This window comes from Candidatus Gullanella endobia, from assembly GCF_900048035.1.
GTDB classification, from domain to species: Bacteria; Pseudomonadota; Gammaproteobacteria; order Enterobacterales; family Enterobacteriaceae; genus Gullanella; species Gullanella endobia.
On record NZ_LN999832.1, the window covers coordinates 343,148 to 361,747 of the forward strand.

An 18,600-nucleotide genomic window follows, 5' to 3' on the forward strand; every position below is an offset into this window, starting at 1 on the left:
AATAACTAAAAATACTTATTAGTATCAGTTATTAGTAATATTAGTTTCATCGAAATATCGTCATATAACCCCTAATTAATGAAGCATACTAAAGTTTTGATATAAGTATTCAATATAGTAGCTATTTATATTTTTATTTAGTTTCTAATTGATTAAAGAGAATGAAGCACATTTTAATTTAATGAATTCGTTAAATTAAATTAATCTAGAATAGTATTACTACGTATACCAAAAAATTAAAATATTCATTTTTTAAAGTTTTATTAAGTTTCTAAAGTATTTAGAAGATAATATTTATTATTAACTAGCTAATGAATGATACAGCACGTATCACTACTAACTAATTTTTATTAAAAAGCTGATAATAGCGAAATTAGCTGCTATTAATAAAAACTGTTAGGTCCCATAGGTAAATGGTGATATTATAGTAGCTATAACAGTGGTTATCTTTAATGGAAAAAGATATTAGTAACTTCTAGTACTAATTAATCTAGAAATGAAGTTTCATAAAAACTTTCTATAAACTATTTTGTTAACTCCAGAAACAGTTAAATTGCACTAACTGCACTAACATATATAGTGATTCTAACATAATCAAAGGTAATTATAATAACTATTATTTATACTAACTCAGTAGGAAATAAAAGTATCATATTCACTGTAGTATAAAACACACTCTCAAATTAGCTAGATATAAATAGTTAAAAGTCTGCTTGCTAGTAGAATACAGAAATATCATATAGCAAAATATGCTAACTATCATTCTAAAAATATTAAGCATGGTAGCATCATGACATCTGCTTTATTTTGAAATTTATTAAAAAGAAAAAATTAGCTAGACAATATCTATTATAAAATTATCTTCATAATTACCATCGGAATAAGCATATTACTATATGATAAATTTAAAAATAGAAAAATAGACTTATACAAATATAATCTCTACTAAGTTCGAAAATAAAACTTTTATTTTCGCATATTTAGAATTTATATTCTATGTATTCACTAATAATCACCTTTCGGTGTCTACCTTTATGCTAAAAGGTATTAAACTTTCAGCGATATACTACTAAAAATAGAGATTTACTAACTAGTAAAACATTTTTCTATTAAGAATTACTATATATAAAGTCTATATTTAACTAAAAGATATTAAGATAATTTTACAGCAAAATTAATTAGTATAGTACTGGAAATATTATATAAATATTTCTTTATGTTTATCTATGAATGATATTATTCCCTTTTAAATAGAGAAAATATCATCAGATATAATAGCATTATTATATTCACTTAAATATTGGAGTAAATTTCTATTAGCAGTGCTGAATTTATCCTATTTATATTGCTTATAGTTAAATAATTAATGAATAACAAAATACCTAAAAAACAGTACTGTATTATCTCTATCAGGCATTAATTTATTTTAAGCTTTAAGCTATCTCTAAAAATTAATTAAGATTAAGCAATACAATTTCACTGACCTGAAATATATCTCTGCTTTATTTATGCTACTAGTCACTTCTAGATTAGAAATAAATAGTATCTCGCTACAATTTAGAATACTAAAAAATCTTCAACATCAATAAATAACATGATGATATATAAAAATTGTTGAATTTGTAGTAAATAAATCTAATCAGAAAACTATCGGCCTAGATTATTAAAAGTTTTCTAAAAATGATTAATGCGATATTCATAATCATACTGTAATAGATATAACAATATATCGCTATATCGCTATATCGCTTAACGTATAAGTGTTATCTAACACAATAAATGCAATCAAGACCGAAATAGCCATATTGAAAATAACCACATTATCCTGAATTAAGATAAATGCCATTAAAGTATTACAAAACTAACATTATATTCAAATAATCGAATTCATAATTCAATAACAATATCGGTATTGCTATTAACAATAGCATCAAAAAATTAATCTTTTTTGTTAAAATTTTGCTCTAAGTACACAAATGATTTAAAAAATAATATATGCAGCTCAATATTATTATATTTCTATGCTAGGTAGTCATTACCAAAAACGTAACACAGATACGTATTAGCTAAACAACAACTTGAAATAGCATAATTTCTATCTTAACTACAGTTTACAGAAAAACTTGTTTTTAAATAATTAGTAGTGTTAACTCTATAAATTTATCTAAATACATAAAAGCATAAGCAATTGAAAGAAAATTAGCGATAATAATCACTCAAAGTACTAAGGTAGTTTTAGATATGATAGATAATTGAGCTCACTCAATAGCCCGTTAGTACTTCAAACAACACAGTTAATTTAAATTTTCTAACTTTAGAATACTTTAACACATATTCATGTTTAATGATCTGTTTATTTTATAAAATATAAAACAGTAAGAAAAGTAATAGTTTATTTTGCATATTAAAAATTTAATATTTTTACTTCTAGCAGATTATGACAAGATATATAATTTAGGGTAATTCATAACTAGAATTAATTTATCAAACAGTTTGAAAGCACCTTTAATAAGGTTAGCGAATATCTGATATATAATATTCATTTAAGCGATAATAAAATATAATTACTTAATTAATCTTTTTCTACACTTTTATTACACATTATAAAACTGGGTTAGCAAAGAAGAGTAATGATTTGTTTAAGTCTTAATTAAAATATTTCAATATATGAATTAATAAGTTTTAGTAAAATATATCATTTACTTACCATCAAAGTAAGCTGTTATATAAGATAAGTTTTCAGGATTAAAAAATTAATATCAATAGTACAAAGCAGATAAAGAAATAGGATAACGCAATTAATATTAGATAAAATCTATAACAAACTTTTATAATCTTATCCGAGTAAGAATATTTTGTATTAACCTTCTGAATAGAAATATAACGTTTGCGTAATTAATAAAACTGCATAAAAGAGCAATTAAAAATTTCGTATAAATCTACTATATATTTTATAATCATTAAATATATTTTGTCTTTAACGCACTTTTCATTGTCTTGATTATATATATTATAACACTATGGGGTTGCTTATGTACTGTCACCTATATTCTATTTTACTATAATAACTAAAGAGCATAAATCACCTAAAATTAATAGTTATAGTTACATAAGTGTATTACTAATATCATAATTATTCAATTTCTGTATTCATTACAGTAATAATATGTTATTGACGTAATGTGCTATTATGTATTCTTTTTGACAAATTATTAACTATGTATAATAAGTAGGTACTTACATGTCGAATAAGTTAATACTTGTTCTTAATTGTGGTAGTTCATCTTTAAAATTCGCCATTATAGATGGCGTTAAAGGTAAAGAGTATATCTCTGGTCTTGCTGAATGCTTTTATTTACCAGAAACACGTATCAAATGGAAAATAGAAGGTAAAAAGCAAGAAGCAATGTTAAGTAGTGGTAGTTCACACTGTGAAGCACTGCACTTCATTGTTAATACAGTTTTTGCACAAAGACCGGAACTATTAACACAATTAACTGCTATAGGACACCGCATCGTACATGGCGGTGAGCGCTTTACACAGTCTACTATTATTGATGATCATGTAATTAAAGGTATTCAGGATTCTATCCCATTTGCACCGCTGCATAATCCCGCTCATCTTATCGGTATTCGTGAAGCATTGAAAGAATTCCCGCAGCTAGCGAAAAAAAATGTAGCAGTTTTTGATACCGCTTTTCATCAAACAATGCCAGAAGAATCATATCTTTATGCTCTTCCTTATTCTTTATATAAAGACCATGCTATTCGCCGTTACGGCGCACACGGTACCAGTCATTATTATGTTAGCCGTGAAGCGGCAAAAATTCTTGATAAACCGCTTAATCAGCTTAATGTCATTACTTGCCATTTAGGTAATGGTAGTTCTGTTGCCGCTATACGAAATGGTCAATGTGTAGATACCTCTATGGGAATGACACCGTTGGAAGGTCTTGTTATGGGTACTCGCAGTGGTGATATTGATCCAGCTGTTATTTTTTATTTGCATGATGTTTTAGGTATGTTTGTCTCCCAAATTAATATATTGTTGACAAAAGAATCTGGTCTTTTAGGCCTAAGTGGTGTAACTAGCGATTGTCGCTATATCGAAGATCATTATCATGAAAAATCCGATGCTCGACGTGCTATGAATGTATATTGCCATCGCCTAGCTAAATATATTGGTTCTTATAGCGCATTAATGGAAGGTCGTCTGGACGCGGTGATTTTTACTGGTGGTATCGGAGAAAATGCTGCTATGGTACGCGAACTTTCATTAAAAAAATTAACTTTGCTAGGTTTTGAGGTAGATCATGAACGTAATTTAGCTGCTCGTTTTGGCTGTGGTGGAGTGATAACCACTAATGCTAGCCGCCCAGCTATTGTAATTTCAACCAATGAGGAGTTGGTCATCGCTCAGGATACTGCACGTCTTACAGCGTAATGCTTTCCCTACTCGATAGCTTTTTCCGATTGGGTTTTTTGACTAACAAGAAAATATTGAAAGAGGTTTAACCTTGTCCCGTACAATCATGTTAATCCCTTCCGGTACTAATATTGGTTTGACTAGCGTCAGCCTTGGTATTATCCATGCCTTTAAGAAAAAAGGTATAAGCTTTAGTGTGTTTAAACCTATTACTCAATCTCAATATAATAAAAATACTCTTAGTAGTTTTATTACTCCTTTTGTTGAACCGCTATCTATAAACTATGTTGAATCATTACTTACCTCTAATCAGAAAAACGTGTTGATGGAAGAAATTATCTCTCGATATTATACTAATACTAAAAAGGTAGAAGTAGTTCTAGTAGAAGGCCTATTTTTTACTTATAAACATCAATTCGCTACTGCATTAAATTATGAAATAGCCCAAATGCTCAATGCAGAGATTATTTTTGTATTATCGCTAGGTAGCGATTCATATGAGCAGTTGATAAAACGTATTAACTTAATGTGCTTTAGCTTTGGTAGCAAAAAAAATAAAAATATTACCGGTGTCATTATTAATAAATTAAACGAACCAGTGGATGAAAAAGGTTTTACTTACCACAGTTTATTAAAGATTTTTGATGATAACAATAAGAGTAGTTTTGCTAATATCGATACAAATCTTTTATTTGAAAAAAGCCCATTACCAGTTCTAGGTTGCATTCCCTGGAATAGCGATCTTATTGCTACGCGCGCTATCGATATAGCACGCCATCTTAGCGCAAAAATTATCAATGAAGGAGAAATTAAAACTCGTCGTATAACGTCTATTATATTTTGTTCAAAAAATCTGCCGAATATTTTGGATTATTTTCGTCCTGGATCATTATTAGTCATCTCTGCTAATCGCTTAGATGTACTTTTTTCTGCTTACCTTGCAGCAATAAACAATATAAAAATCAGTGCAATATTACTAACTAATAATTATGAAATCGATCCACGTACTAAAAAATTATGCAAACGCATTTTCCAAACTGGCTTGCCGATATTTACTGTAAAATTCAATACTCAGAAAACTTTAATTAACCTACAAAATTTTAATTTGAAAATACCGGCTGATGATCATAACCGGATAGAAAAATTGAAAGATCATATTGCAAGTCATATTAATCATACCTGGCTTGAATCACTACTAGTTAGCCAAGAACGTTTTTATCGCCTATCACCACCAGAGTTCCGTTATCAGCTAACTGAACTGGCACGTCGAGCTAATAAACGTATTGTTTTGCCAGAGGGTGATGAACCACGTACTATAAAAGCAGCGTCTATCTGCGCTGATAGGAGTATTGCTCATTGTATTTTGCTTGGTAATCCTGATGAAATTCGACGTGTCGCTATGGTACAGGGTGTCATACTTAGAGATGGTATCGAAGTTATAGATCCGAAAGTGGTTCGGGAGAGGTATGTCGCTCGTCTAATTGAACTTCGAAAGAGCAAAGGTATGACTGAAGTGGTAGCCCGCGAACAACTAAAAGATAATGTAGTTCTTGGTACGTTGATGTTAGAGAAGGACGAAGTAGATGGGCTAGTATCAGGTGCAGTACATACCACTGCCAATACTATTCGTACGCCACTACAAATTATTAAAACTAAGCCAGGTAATTCTTTGGTATCCTCAGTATTCTTTATGCTATTGCCTGAACAAGTGTTAGTATACGGCGATTGCGCTATTAATCCAGATCCGAGTTCAGAGCAACTAGCAGAAATTGCTATCCAATCAGCTGATTCTGCTGCTACCTTCGGTATTGAACCGCGCGTAGCAATGATTTCGTACTCAACAGGTAACTCTGGTGCTGGTAGAGATGTCGAAAAAGTTCGTGAAGCTACTCGTTTAGCACAAAAAAAACGTCCAGATCTTCTAATTGATGGTCCATTACAGTATGATGCTGCTATTATTGCTGACGTTGCATTATCAAAAGCACCTAACTCGCTAGTAGCTGGTCAAGCGACAGTATTTATTTTTCCAGATCTGAACACTGGTAACACAACTTATAAAGCAGTACAGCGTTCAGCAAATTTAATTTCAATTGGCCCAATATTGCAAGGAATACGAAAACCAGTTAATGACCTTTCACGTGGCTCATTAGTTGATGATATAGTTTATACCGTCGCTGTAACTGCTATTCAGTCAAAACGAACAAAAAGCTAGTTTTTAAATTATTAGCATCAAAATAAGTAGATTAGCATCTATTGAATAGTATCTTTGCTTAACTCTATCATAAAAAGCTTATTGTGTTCTTTATAATATTATTCTTAACTTTTATTAGTTAGATTAAGATCGAGATTTTTTGATTGCTAACGAGATATTTTTTACATAAACGTATTATATTTTCTTATATGAAAAAATATCTTTCTTATACAAGGATATTCTCTATTATCTTCTTCATATGAAAACTATTTCAGTCTGTTAATACAGTAGTGCAATATCTTCCATTTAATATTTATTTTTTTAAAGTTATTTATTAAAGTTAAATAATTATACTAAAGTTTATATTATATTTTATATTACAGTTATATAACTTTATAAATTAAAATATTATAATATTTATTATTAGTTGATTATATATAAACTACAACTATTTTAATAAACAATTATAGTTAGCTATCATAGTTTTAAACTATATAAATATTTTCATCATTTGATAATACTTATTATATTTTCGATATAAATTTTATGCGTATTAAACAATACGTATTAATATTTATTGGCTACTGTAGAATTTTATACAAATCTTGGACATGAAATTTAATTTATAATATGCGCATATTTATTTTTGAATATGCTAGTTATTCTTCTTATTCTTCACAAAGAAAATAAGTTAGCATAACGACACAGTAAGTCTAAATAACGTAAAAACATAAAATATATTCAGAAATAAAATATTTAACATCTAGTAGATCGTGCTTACTTTTCACTATGAGAAATTGTAAGATAATGTTATATCTATGATTATTATTTAGAATATTATAAATTCTTATATCTCTAGCGAGAACTGGCGATTAAGTTAATATAATTTAATTCATAATTTTTAATTATTAGTAATATACTATTATTTATATAATATATATTATAATATAATATATATGTTAATATGTTTATATAAATAAATTTTTTTTGTACATATTAATTAATATATCTTTAACTTAATTACTACAAATTAATAGAGAAAATCCTTGTTGAAGTGTTAAGTTAAATTGATATGGTATCTAATTAATTATTTGATTAAAAACATAATTTAGTCATCAAAGAAATATTAAAATATAAGCATTGATAATAGATATCCTCTTAATAAGAGGAGTCTTATTTATTTAAAAAATCAAAAAATTATAATTGATAATCACATTAATCTATAAGATAGACACTATAAATTTATTAAATAAGTTATCATATTTTTAATAAAATAATACCTATTTTCAGTAGAAAATTTGAAAAATAATCTAGATTAATATAAAAATATTTGTTAAAAATTTATTAATTTTAGGTAGCATTAGGAGAATACTATTCTTTAAAAAATTTTTTAAAAATATTGAATATTAATCAGATTATCATCTTTAGATAAATTAATATCGAAAGGAGTGATTTATAATAGGTTCTTATTTAAGAGATTAAAAATTAATAGGTTATTATTAGATAGAAAATTTTTAAAAACACTGAATATGAAAAGTATAAAATTATATTTATTAAATATAATTCCTTTATATTTAACTAATACTGTTATAGTAAATCTGCTAATAAATTATTATCAATATTATTAATGATAAGTACAATAACTGTCATTGACATTAACAGTATATCAATAATAATTCTGTTACAGAATATCTGCTATTCGAAAAAGAAAAAAGCATGCAATGAGATTATTAAAATCATGATTGGTGACAAAATATCTCTAGATCTAGATTATTAAAGATAAAAAGATCATATAACAAACTTATGAAGTGTAATTACTAAAAATATAAAAATAATGTCAATAATAACATAATTCATCTAAATTATGGACACATCCATTAATCATTTATTTAATAAGTTATCTTGATAATTTTACATTTATTCTAAAAACATATTTACATGAGAGATATATTACTAAATTTAATAAACAATAGAAAATTAAGAATTGTACTATCTATGATAAGATAGTGTATTCCAATATACTAAGATTCTTATGGTATTAAGGAGATGTATTTTAGTTTTAATATGCGTCTAAGAAAAGAGTAATTAAATTAAAATAGTGTAATCTAATTTAAGAAAAAGTTTAACATGTCTATCTCAAGATAGAATTTTACGTTAAAATTACTTAGTTATTTAAATTTATCAATCGCATTTTGTAGTTTATTTCTAGATTTATTTGAATAAATAAAAAATAAAGTTAACCTGTTCTTACACTACTACTATTAGTAGTATCGAAAATAGCATAAATCTAATAATTAGACAACTAATATTTATATTTTACTATCAACGCCTATTTAGTAATTTTATCATCTCGATATAAAATATTTAAGTATTATAGGTGATTTTTTTATTTCTAATAAAGTGGAATTAAGTTTATTATTGCGCTAAAATTCGATAAAGGAGATATAACAAAGAAATTTATCCCAGTGGTTATTTTGCTATGTTAGAAATCATATTAAACATGATAGAAGTAAAATAATAATAGTTAAACGTGGTTTCAACGGATAAATAATTTTACAATTTATTTTTATAATATTTTCTTCTTTTCAGCTAATAACATAACTGTTGCTACAATATTGAAAGAGCCAAATACTAAAATACAATCCTCAGATTCGGCGTCTGCTATTGCCTGATACCAAGCACTTGAGACATCTATAAACTGTTTTACATTACCATCGAGGTATGCTGCTAATTGTTTAGCATTAGTGGCACGTGGTCCGTTGAGTGATGCGCAATACCAAATATCTACTTTTTCTTTCAGGCAATTAAGTATACCAGGAATATCTTTATCCGCTAGTATTCCGACTACTGCTCGGATCTTACCAGTATATGGTAATGATGGTAAGGTCCGAGCTAAATAACTAGCAGCATGCGGATTATGTGCTACATCTAAAACTATTAATGGTGATAAGCTAATACATTGAAAACGTCCAATAAGTGAAGCTTTACGTAGTCCTTGATGTATTGCTGTTTTTGTTATTGAGAATGGAAGACATGTAATAGAAGCTAGTGCTGTAGCCGCATTTTCTAATGGAATAGCCGGAATTGGTAATGCAGTAAACTCAAATAAATTATTCCACCAACACCAATGCTTCCCATCACATCGCCACCACCAATTTTGATTTAGAGCATATAATTTTGCGCCATAGTCGGCAGCAGCAGTATTAAGACTAACCTGTTGATCACATTCACCGACAACAGCTGGTTTGCCGTGACGGAAAATACCAGCTTTTTCTAGTAAAATATTGATACAATCTGATCCTAAATAATTAGTATGATCAAGACCAATAGAAGTTATTACAGCAACGTCAGAATCTACGATATTAGTTGCATCTAACCGTCCACCAAGTCCGACCTCAAGGATTACTACATCTAGTAGTGCTTGCCGGAAAAGCAGCAATGCTGCCAGCGTACCGAATTCAAAATAGCTTAACGATATATCACCACGGCCAGCCTCGATACTTGCCATTGCTTCACTATGAGCAGACTCTAATAATTCACAACCCTGAATTCGTACACGTTCAGTATAGTTCAATAAATGTGGGGAGTTATAGACACCAACACGCATACCACTTGCTAGTAAAATAGTCTCTATTAGTCGACAGGTAGTACCTTTTCCATTGGTACCACCAACAGTAATAATCCAATTAGTTGGACGAAGTAAGTTCAAATTAGTCGCTACGTAACGTATCCGTTCTAGGCCTAAATCGATGGTTTTTTCATGCATATGCTCAAGATAATAAAGCCACTCAACTAGTGATGATCTAGTTTTTGGAATAAACATATTTTTATATATCCATTCATTAATTTGTAATTAGTTATTACTAATCTATTTTTAATTACTTCAATTTATGGAAAGATTTTTATACGAATTTATAGTGCAATGCTATGTTTCTATGCTTTATTGTAATGATCCTTTTGATCTTCATTATTTATACAGTTATGGATCTTTTGGTTGCGGTTGATTGCTGAGCTTTGCTAATAATCTGGCTAGACGAAGACGCATTTCTGGACGGCGCACAATGAGATCGATAGCACCTTTCTCTAGTAGAAATTCACTGCGTTGAAAACCAATCGGTAGTTTTTCACGTACCGTTTGTTCTATTACTCGTGGACCAGCAAAACCAATCAGTGATTTTGGTTCAGCAATATTTAAATCACCTAACATTGCTAAACTAGCTGAAACTCCACCCATGGTAGGATTGGTCAAAACAGAAATATAGGGAAATCGCTTTTCTCTAAGCCGTGCTAGCGCAGCGCTGGTTTTAGCCATTTGCATTAACGACATTAATGCTTCTTGCATTCGGGCACCACCACTGGCAGAAAAACATACTAGAGGACAATTATCTGCTAGCGCTTGCTCAACTGCACGAACAAAACGTGCACCGACTACTGAGGACATTGATCCCCCAATAAAGGCGAATTCGAATGATGCTACTACGATTGGCATGCTATATAATTTTCCTTTCATCACTACCAATGCATCTTTTTCGTTGGTTGCTTTTTGTGCTTCTGTTAAGCGATCCTTATAATTTTTTGAGTCTTTAAATTTTAGGATATCTTTTGGTTCTAAATCATTACCAAGCTCAAATTCGCTTCCTTTATCTAAGAAAGTAAGTAGACGCGTACGAGCAGTCATACGCATATGGTGATCGCATTTCGGGCATACTTCTAAATTACGTTCTAGTTCTGCACGATAGAGCACTTGATTACAACTATCACACTTAGTCCATAGACCTTTAGGAATGTTTGCTCTGTGTGATGGGGTAATAGTCCGTTTATTAAGAATTCGTTCAATCCAGCTCATCAATAACCTTTCTGTATAAACCTAGTATTTACCAGTTCGCTATCTTTACTTAATTTTTGACCACGACCAAAGCCGCCTGATTTCAGAATTTCTTAAAAGGAAAACATAATAAATATTATTTATTAATATCATAGTAACAAGTAGCTTAGCAGAAAAAATTCTATGTTTTTACATTTTCTAGCTAATCGTAGCTTATTTTAACATTGTAAATTATTCAAGAAATGATTTTTATATTTCAATAGAAATTGATTAATTATAACAGAAACATAATCTCAATTATAAATTATTTATATTTTGATGCACTATTTTAGTATTAAAAATAATTAGTGTAGTTGATAATAATACTAAAATAGTCAAATCTGCTATATTTTAGAATAAAATAGTAATAATACGCATGTTTATTCTAAACAGAAAAAACTAAGATTTGAATAATTAGCGCTAAATATATCAGCATGATAATTTTATTACTGTGACGGATAAGAGAGAAACTTATAGTACTATAAAATAGCAAAAGAGAAGAAATTTTAAATTTAGATTACTAAATAGATTTTTAAAATAAAGACGTAATCAATCACATAATTGACTTAATTGCCTAGCTATTACAATTAGCACTATAATATGTACATCATGCGTATTATGCATTGTCTTACAACATTATTAATACATAAAAACATTAAGTCACTCAAAAACAAATCAAAAAAAAGATTAATAATTAATCCGAAAGAAATAATGGTCCCGGAGATAACACAGGCAGATGAAAACAAGGCGGGTAATCTACTCCTACTAAATATAATCCTCCTGCACGGGCAGTACTACCGGCCTGTTTTCGATCACGGCACGTTAATAGATCAGCTATCCAGTTTTCCGGTTTATTTCCACATCCAACTTCTAGCAGACTACCTACAATATTACGAACCATATGATGAACAAAAGCATTAGCTTTAATATCAATTATAACATAGTGTCCTTGACGCGTAATCTGAAGATGGTGTACATTTCGCCAAGAACTATGCGATTGGCATTGTACAGCCCGAAAAGATGTGAAATCATTTTCACCTAATAAACATTTACTAGCACGTGCCATTGAAGCTACATCTAGCGGATAATAATATTGTGTTAATCCTCGTCTTAATACTGCTGGACGTAGGTGATGATTATAAATAATATAACGATATCGCCTAGCAGTTGCACTAAAACGTGCATGAAAATTATCACTTAATGTTGCTACCCAGCGTACGCTAATATCATCTGGTAAGTTAGTATTAACACCAAGTGTCCAGGCTGTATGCGGTCTTCTCGATCGAGTATTAAAATGAATAACCTGTCCTGTAGCATGTACACCAGCGTCGGTACGACCAGCGCAATAAACTGTAATAGTTTCATCAGCGACTATTGAAAGTGCAAGCTCAAGACATGCTTGTATACTTATTACTTTCTGTTGACGTTGCCAGCCGTAATAAGAACTACCATCATATTCAATACCGAGCACTAGTTTCATGTTTCTATTAGATAGAACACTAAAATTGTTATAGATCAAAATTATTGTGAGATAAAAATCTCAATAAACAGAAATTAATATTTTATACTTTAAGATAACACCATGTATAGTTGTGCTTATCTTTATTAAAGATAATAATATTACAACATCAGATGTTATTTATCTTCTATTTTTTTTGAAATGCTGTATTATACTTACAGCATTAATCGATCCAATACCATAAATATTATCTTCCTATCCTACTAGCTCTATACCCTATAGCAAAGACAAGAATGAATATCAAAATAACTAGTATTAACGTTATTGAGTATTATTCTGAGAATAATCTAGCTTTAAATCCAAGTTTCTGCAATAAAGCTAAACTAATATCATCATCGGTTTCTACGCATAGAGAAGACCACTCTCTGCGATGATAATAATTTTTTCGTAAGAGATCAAATTCAGTTGGTAGTCCGGTAGTGTGACGCAATCGTGCATCATCTCTACGAACATCATAGACTAGATGTATTAATAGACGCAACATCTCTTCATCAATATTGCCATTTAGACGGATACACCTCACCGTTGGTAACGGTAACAATTCTATCAGATTTGCGCGTTCATTACTACCAATATAAGCACTGTAAGCATCAAAAATTTGTGTTGTACCACGCGCTTTTCCTTCCAGAGTATAACCAGCAATATGAGCAGTACCAATATCGATATGATCTAAGAGTGGTAATAATATTTTTGGCTCCGTCTCCCAAACGTCTAGAACAACACTTAGTGATTTACCACCCTCTAGCACTCGTAGTAGAGCTGCGTTATCCACTACCGCTCCACGGCAAGTATTGATGATAATACGACCAGCAGGTAACGCTGATAATAATGTTTCGTCTACCTGATGCCAGGTAGCATGTCGACCAATAAAAGTAAGAGGTGTATGGAATGTTAGTATATCTGCTTTAGCCACAAGTGTTTCTAAAGACTGCCAATCACCTGGAACACCAGCTTCTGCCAATGGTGGATCACATAATAAAGTAGAAACACCAAAGGCATTGAGCCGGCGTTGAAGACGACTACCAATATTCCCTACACCAATAATACCGAGAGTCTTATCGCGTAATGCAAAACCATCTCGTTGTGCTAACCATAATAATGCAGAAAAAACATACTCCACTACAGCAATTGCATTGCAACCGGGAGCTGAAGAGAAAGAAATTCCTGCTTGTGACAGCCAATCTATATCGACATGATCAGTACCAGAGGTAGCGGTACCAACAAATTTTACTCGACTTCTATTGAGCAAAGCACCGTCAATACGAGTTATCGATCGTACCATCAGAGCATCAGCTTTCAATAGTGCTGATACAGAAATTTCTCTACCCACTAAAGTCTGCACATTACCTAAACGCTTAAATAATATTTCAGCATAAGGCATGTTTTCATCTACCAAAATTTTCATATTACACACTGATAGTGTAGTGCTATAAAGACATTAAAGGAATATCCTTCCGCTTTATGCGTAATAATTTTAATTATATTATACTTTATTTTATTTTATCTTCAACAAAGTTAGATGATATTATAACTGTAGGATTTGCCTACCTTGTATGTTTAAAACATTATCTTTAAGCTTAATGCTACTGATATTAACATGGATTATGATATTGCTATCTCATGGTAGTGTAGTACATCTTAGTAAAATAATTATTTTTGCTATTTGCTTATTATAACATAAATTATCGTACTATAAAATTAGTTATGTATCTAGATGTACTGATACAAAAATTGGATATTACGAGTATCTAAATCAAATTAATCTATAATTTTCGCTAAATAAACAAAATTTGAACAACTAACTAGTTATGTTATTTTCTAAGCTATAAAAATTAGTAAAAATTTTCATTATCTTCATAAATGTCACCGAAAACTTTAAAAAAAGACAGTACCTGTTAATATGAAAAGAAATTAACTACTTAAATTATAGTGCTTAGAAAAGAATCATTTTTTACATAAATAGAATTAAAATTTAACAATTATAACTCCGATTAGTTATTGCTTATATTGACTACATGAATAATTTAATTCTAACGTAGAATTCATCCTAAAAAATTTGATTTTTTATCTAATTTCTAAAGTAGTAATAGTATAACATATCTGTACTGATGTCTATTTCACAGTTTTTCACTTCTATTAATAGGGAAATATTTATGAATAGTTAACTATGATTATTCTGCATATCCAGTAATAGCAAAACGCACTATTTCAGTACTATACTTAGTAAGCAAATTAAATTTGTTATCAAACATAGCATTATTTAATTTAATAAGTCCTAACTTGTAATAGATATAAAGATATGAACGCGCTTCTATAAATTAACATTAAAGATAGAGAAAAAACTAGTACTATTCTTTTTTGCTCTCTTCAGTTATTTTTTAGCTCTTTATAACGGTAAAAAGAACACTACTATTAATTATAATAAATATTTATTCTAATACTAGATATAATAGAAAGTTCCGGCGCTATATCCGACTAGGAAAAATAAAAATAACCAAATTTAAGATGATTTAGACATATTTACGCATTACAAGCGTTGCATTTGTACCGCCAAAACCAAAGCTATTACTCATTACAGTTGTTAATGCACGCTGAGTTGGTTTAACAATAACGTTCATACCTTCCGCTTGTGGATCAAGTTGTTCGATATTGATGCTTGGAGCAATAAATCCATGTTCTAACATTAATAATGTAAAGATAGTTTCATGTACTCCGGCAGCACCTAGTGAATGACCTGTCATTGCCTTAGTAGAAGAAAACGCTGGATGTTGATTTCCGAAGGTTTCGCGGATAGCCCATAATTCTTTGACATCACCAACCGGTGTAGAAGTTCCATGGACATTCAAGTAGTCTACTGGGGTATCTACATCTTTTAATGCCATCTTCATGCAACGGATAGCACCTTCACCAGAAGGAACTACCATTTCTGCACCATCAGAAGTCGCGCCATAACCAATAATTTCTGCATAAATATGAGCATCTCGGGCTAGGGCATGTTCCAGTTCTTCTACTACTATAATACCACCACCGCCAGCGATAACAAATCCATCACGGTTAATATCATAAGTGCGTGAAGCTTTTGTCGGTGTTTCATTATAATGAGTAGAGAGTGCACCCATTGCATCGAATTCACAGGCCATTTCCCAACATAGCTCTTCGCCGCCACCAGCGAATACTATATCTTGTTTACCGAGCTGAATCATTTCCACTACATTACCGATACAATGTGCAGAAGTTGAACAGGCAGAACTGATAGAGTAGTTGACCCCGCGGATTTTAAAAGGAGTAGCTAGACATGCTGATACGCCAGAGGCCATCGCTTTTGTAACCATATAGGGTCCCACGCCTCTTAGGCCACGAGCGCGCATACCGTCTGATCCAGCAACTTGATTACGAGGCGAGCCACCGCCAGATCCGACGATAAGTCCAGTGCGATCATTAGAAATCATATTTGGCGTTAATCTAGAGTCTGCAATTGCTTGTTCCATAGATAAAAAAGCGTAGATAGAAGCATCACTCATAAAGCGCGCTATTTTGCGATCAATTAGTCCAGTAGTATCGAGTTTTATATTACCCCAGATATGGCTTCGCATACCAGAATTTTTTAATTCTTTAGAAAAAGTAATTCCAGAGCGACCTTCTTGCAACGAGGCTAGAACTTCTTTTTGGTTGTTACCGATACTTGATACAATCCCTAGGCCAGTAATCACAGCACGTTTCATTTAATACCTCTTGTAATAATATTTACATTTTAGTTATGTATTTCAGTTTAAAAACATAAGATAAACAAGTCTGATTATAAAATTTTAGCAAAATTTTCATTAGAAAACCTGTATAGTTATAATTGTTCTATTTTCTAATATTTTAGAGTATGCACATTAGATTGTTAATTCTTTCAATATCACATGCTTTAAATAAGCGCTGCTACTAGTAGTAGCAGTTAATGATAAATGTGAAAAAATTATATTTTTATCTGGTTGGTTAAACATCAAATAAATAACAGTTAGTATAACTAAATTGTTAACGTAATATTTTTAATCTAGCTGAACATCTAATAAATACCTGCTTTCAACAACAGCGAATAGTATAGATATTAAGATAAGGTGGGTTTTTAAGGAAAAGATACGCAGTTGATCTTTTAACTACTAATCTAAAAAAAAATTACTACTAACATAATTGTTTTAGAAATCCTTTAAGATAATTTCACTATAGATTTTTGACATAATAAAAAATTAATATCAATTAAGTCTAAAGATTTTCTAGTTTGAGAATTAGAGCATCTATTTACCTATAAGTAGTTGATATAAAATTAAAAATAGATTTTATCTTACTTAAATTTAATAATTAAATTTAAGTAAGGTCATCGTATGGAAAATTATTTAATACTATTTCAAAATGCCAGTATTTCTTAATAAAATTTAATAGAAGATATAAACTTATGTCTCAATGAACTTAATCTAATGTTTTAATTACGATACAACTTAAAATAATCACTGCAGGCAATCAATTGTAAATATGTTAGCATGAAAACACCATCACCGCCTTGAGAAAATTCAATCCAATGGAATGGTACCATCGGATATTGTGCTGCTAAATTCATCATATTATTACCTACTTCGCAAATTAGTACACCATCTTCACTAAGATAGTGAGGTGCGCAGGCAAGAATACGTCGTATTAATTTAAGACCATCAATACCGGCGACTAGACCGAGTAATGGCTCAGCGTAAAATTCATCTGGCAAATCTTTCATATCTTCTTCGCTAACATATGGCGGATTAGCAATAATTACGTCATAGGCTAGCATCGGTAAGTTATGAAATAAATCTGAGCAAATTAGAGTTACCGACTTCTCAACATCATGCGCTTGTATATTACACTCTGCTACTTCTAAGACACTAGAAGAAATATCTACCGCATCTATTTTAACTTCCGGATAAGCATAAATACAGGCTACAGCAATACAGCCACTACCAGTACACATATCAAGCATATGTTTCGGTGAATGCGGTAGAAAATCTCGAAAACGTTCCCCAATTAGTTCACCAATTGGGGAACGTGGAATTAACACTCGTTCATCGACATAAAATTCAAGACCGCAAAACCAAGCCTTATTGGTCAAATAAGATACAGGGATACGTTTATTGACCCGAAGAATAACGCGCTCAAAAATACGTGCACGCTCAGTAGATGTGAGGCAAGCGCTATACATTTCTGGTGGTAAATCCAGTGGTAGAAATAAGCTTGGTAATACTAGCTTTAACGCTTCGTCCCAAGGATTATTAGTACCGTGTCCGTAATAGATCTGTGAGGCATTGAAACAACTGATAGTCCAACGCACCATATCCTGAATAGTATGCATTTCTACTATTGCTTCATCTGTAAAAATTCTATCCAAACTCAAACTATCTTCCTGCTGCTTTCTATTTTATAAATATGTACTAGTATTCCATAAAGCAATGAAAGAAACAGTAAATTTTTACCTAAAAGTTCACGATATAATATTTCACTATGAGCAATAATAAACGTTATAATAAGCAAAATTATAATAGTGACTTTTATAATAAAATAAACACAGGAATATTTTCCTATATCAGGAT

General features: G+C 30.5%; 8 protein-coding genes. 2 read left to right on the plus strand and 6 right to left on the minus strand.

All coding sequences use genetic code 11. The features are described from left to right. Positions 1-3,241: 3,241 nt before the first annotated feature. The gene (locus FVIR_RS00890) at positions 3,242-4,444 is read left to right on the plus strand and encodes an acetate kinase (RefSeq protein WP_067497762.1); all 1,203 of its coding nucleotides are present in this window, start codon (positions 3,242-3,244) and stop codon (positions 4,442-4,444) included. A 73-nt stretch (positions 4,445-4,517) separates the two neighbouring features. After that, a complete protein-coding gene (gene pta, locus FVIR_RS00895) occupies positions 4,518-6,638 on the plus strand; it encodes a phosphate acetyltransferase (protein ID WP_067497763.1) in 2,121 nt (706 codons plus the stop codon). 2,545 nt (positions 6,639-9,183) lie between these two features. On the opposite strand, the gene folC is transcribed toward pta, so the two are convergent. The 6 genes from folC to prmB all read right to left on the minus strand — a co-directional run bounded on the left by folC (position 9,184) and on the right by prmB (position 18,398). Beyond that, positions 9,184-10,440: a bifunctional tetrahydrofolate synthase/dihydrofolate synthase gene (folC, locus tag FVIR_RS00900; RefSeq protein ID WP_067497766.1), complete on the minus strand. Its 1,257-nt coding sequence runs from the start codon at positions 10,438-10,440 to the stop codon at positions 9,184-9,186. 156 nt (positions 10,441-10,596) lie between these two features. Further along, positions 10,597-11,463 carry an acetyl-CoA carboxylase, carboxyltransferase subunit beta gene (accD, locus tag FVIR_RS00905; protein ID WP_067497768.1) on the minus strand — a complete coding sequence of 289 codons (867 nt, stop codon included), beginning with the start codon at positions 11,461-11,463 and terminating at the stop codon, positions 10,597-10,599. A gap of 712 nt (positions 11,464-12,175) precedes the next feature. After that, a complete protein-coding gene (gene truA, locus FVIR_RS00910; protein ID WP_067497770.1) occupies positions 12,176-12,961 on the minus strand; it encodes a tRNA pseudouridine(38-40) synthase TruA in 786 nt (261 codons plus the stop codon). A gap of 310 nt (positions 12,962-13,271) precedes the next feature. After that, a complete protein-coding gene (locus tag FVIR_RS00915; protein ID WP_067497774.1) occupies positions 13,272-14,405 on the minus strand; it encodes a 4-phosphoerythronate dehydrogenase in 1,134 nt (377 codons plus the stop codon). Positions 14,406-15,510: 1,105 nt separating this feature from the next. Continuing rightward, the gene (gene fabB, locus FVIR_RS00920; RefSeq protein ID WP_067497777.1) at positions 15,511-16,722 is read right to left on the minus strand and encodes a beta-ketoacyl-ACP synthase I; all 1,212 of its coding nucleotides are present in this window, start codon (positions 16,720-16,722) and stop codon (positions 15,511-15,513) included. Positions 16,723-17,465: 743 nt separating this feature from the next. After that, positions 17,466-18,398: a 50S ribosomal protein L3 N(5)-glutamine methyltransferase gene (prmB, locus tag FVIR_RS00925; protein WP_067498625.1), complete on the minus strand. Its 933-nt coding sequence runs from the start codon at positions 18,396-18,398 to the stop codon at positions 17,466-17,468. Positions 18,399-18,600 lie beyond the last annotated feature (202 nt).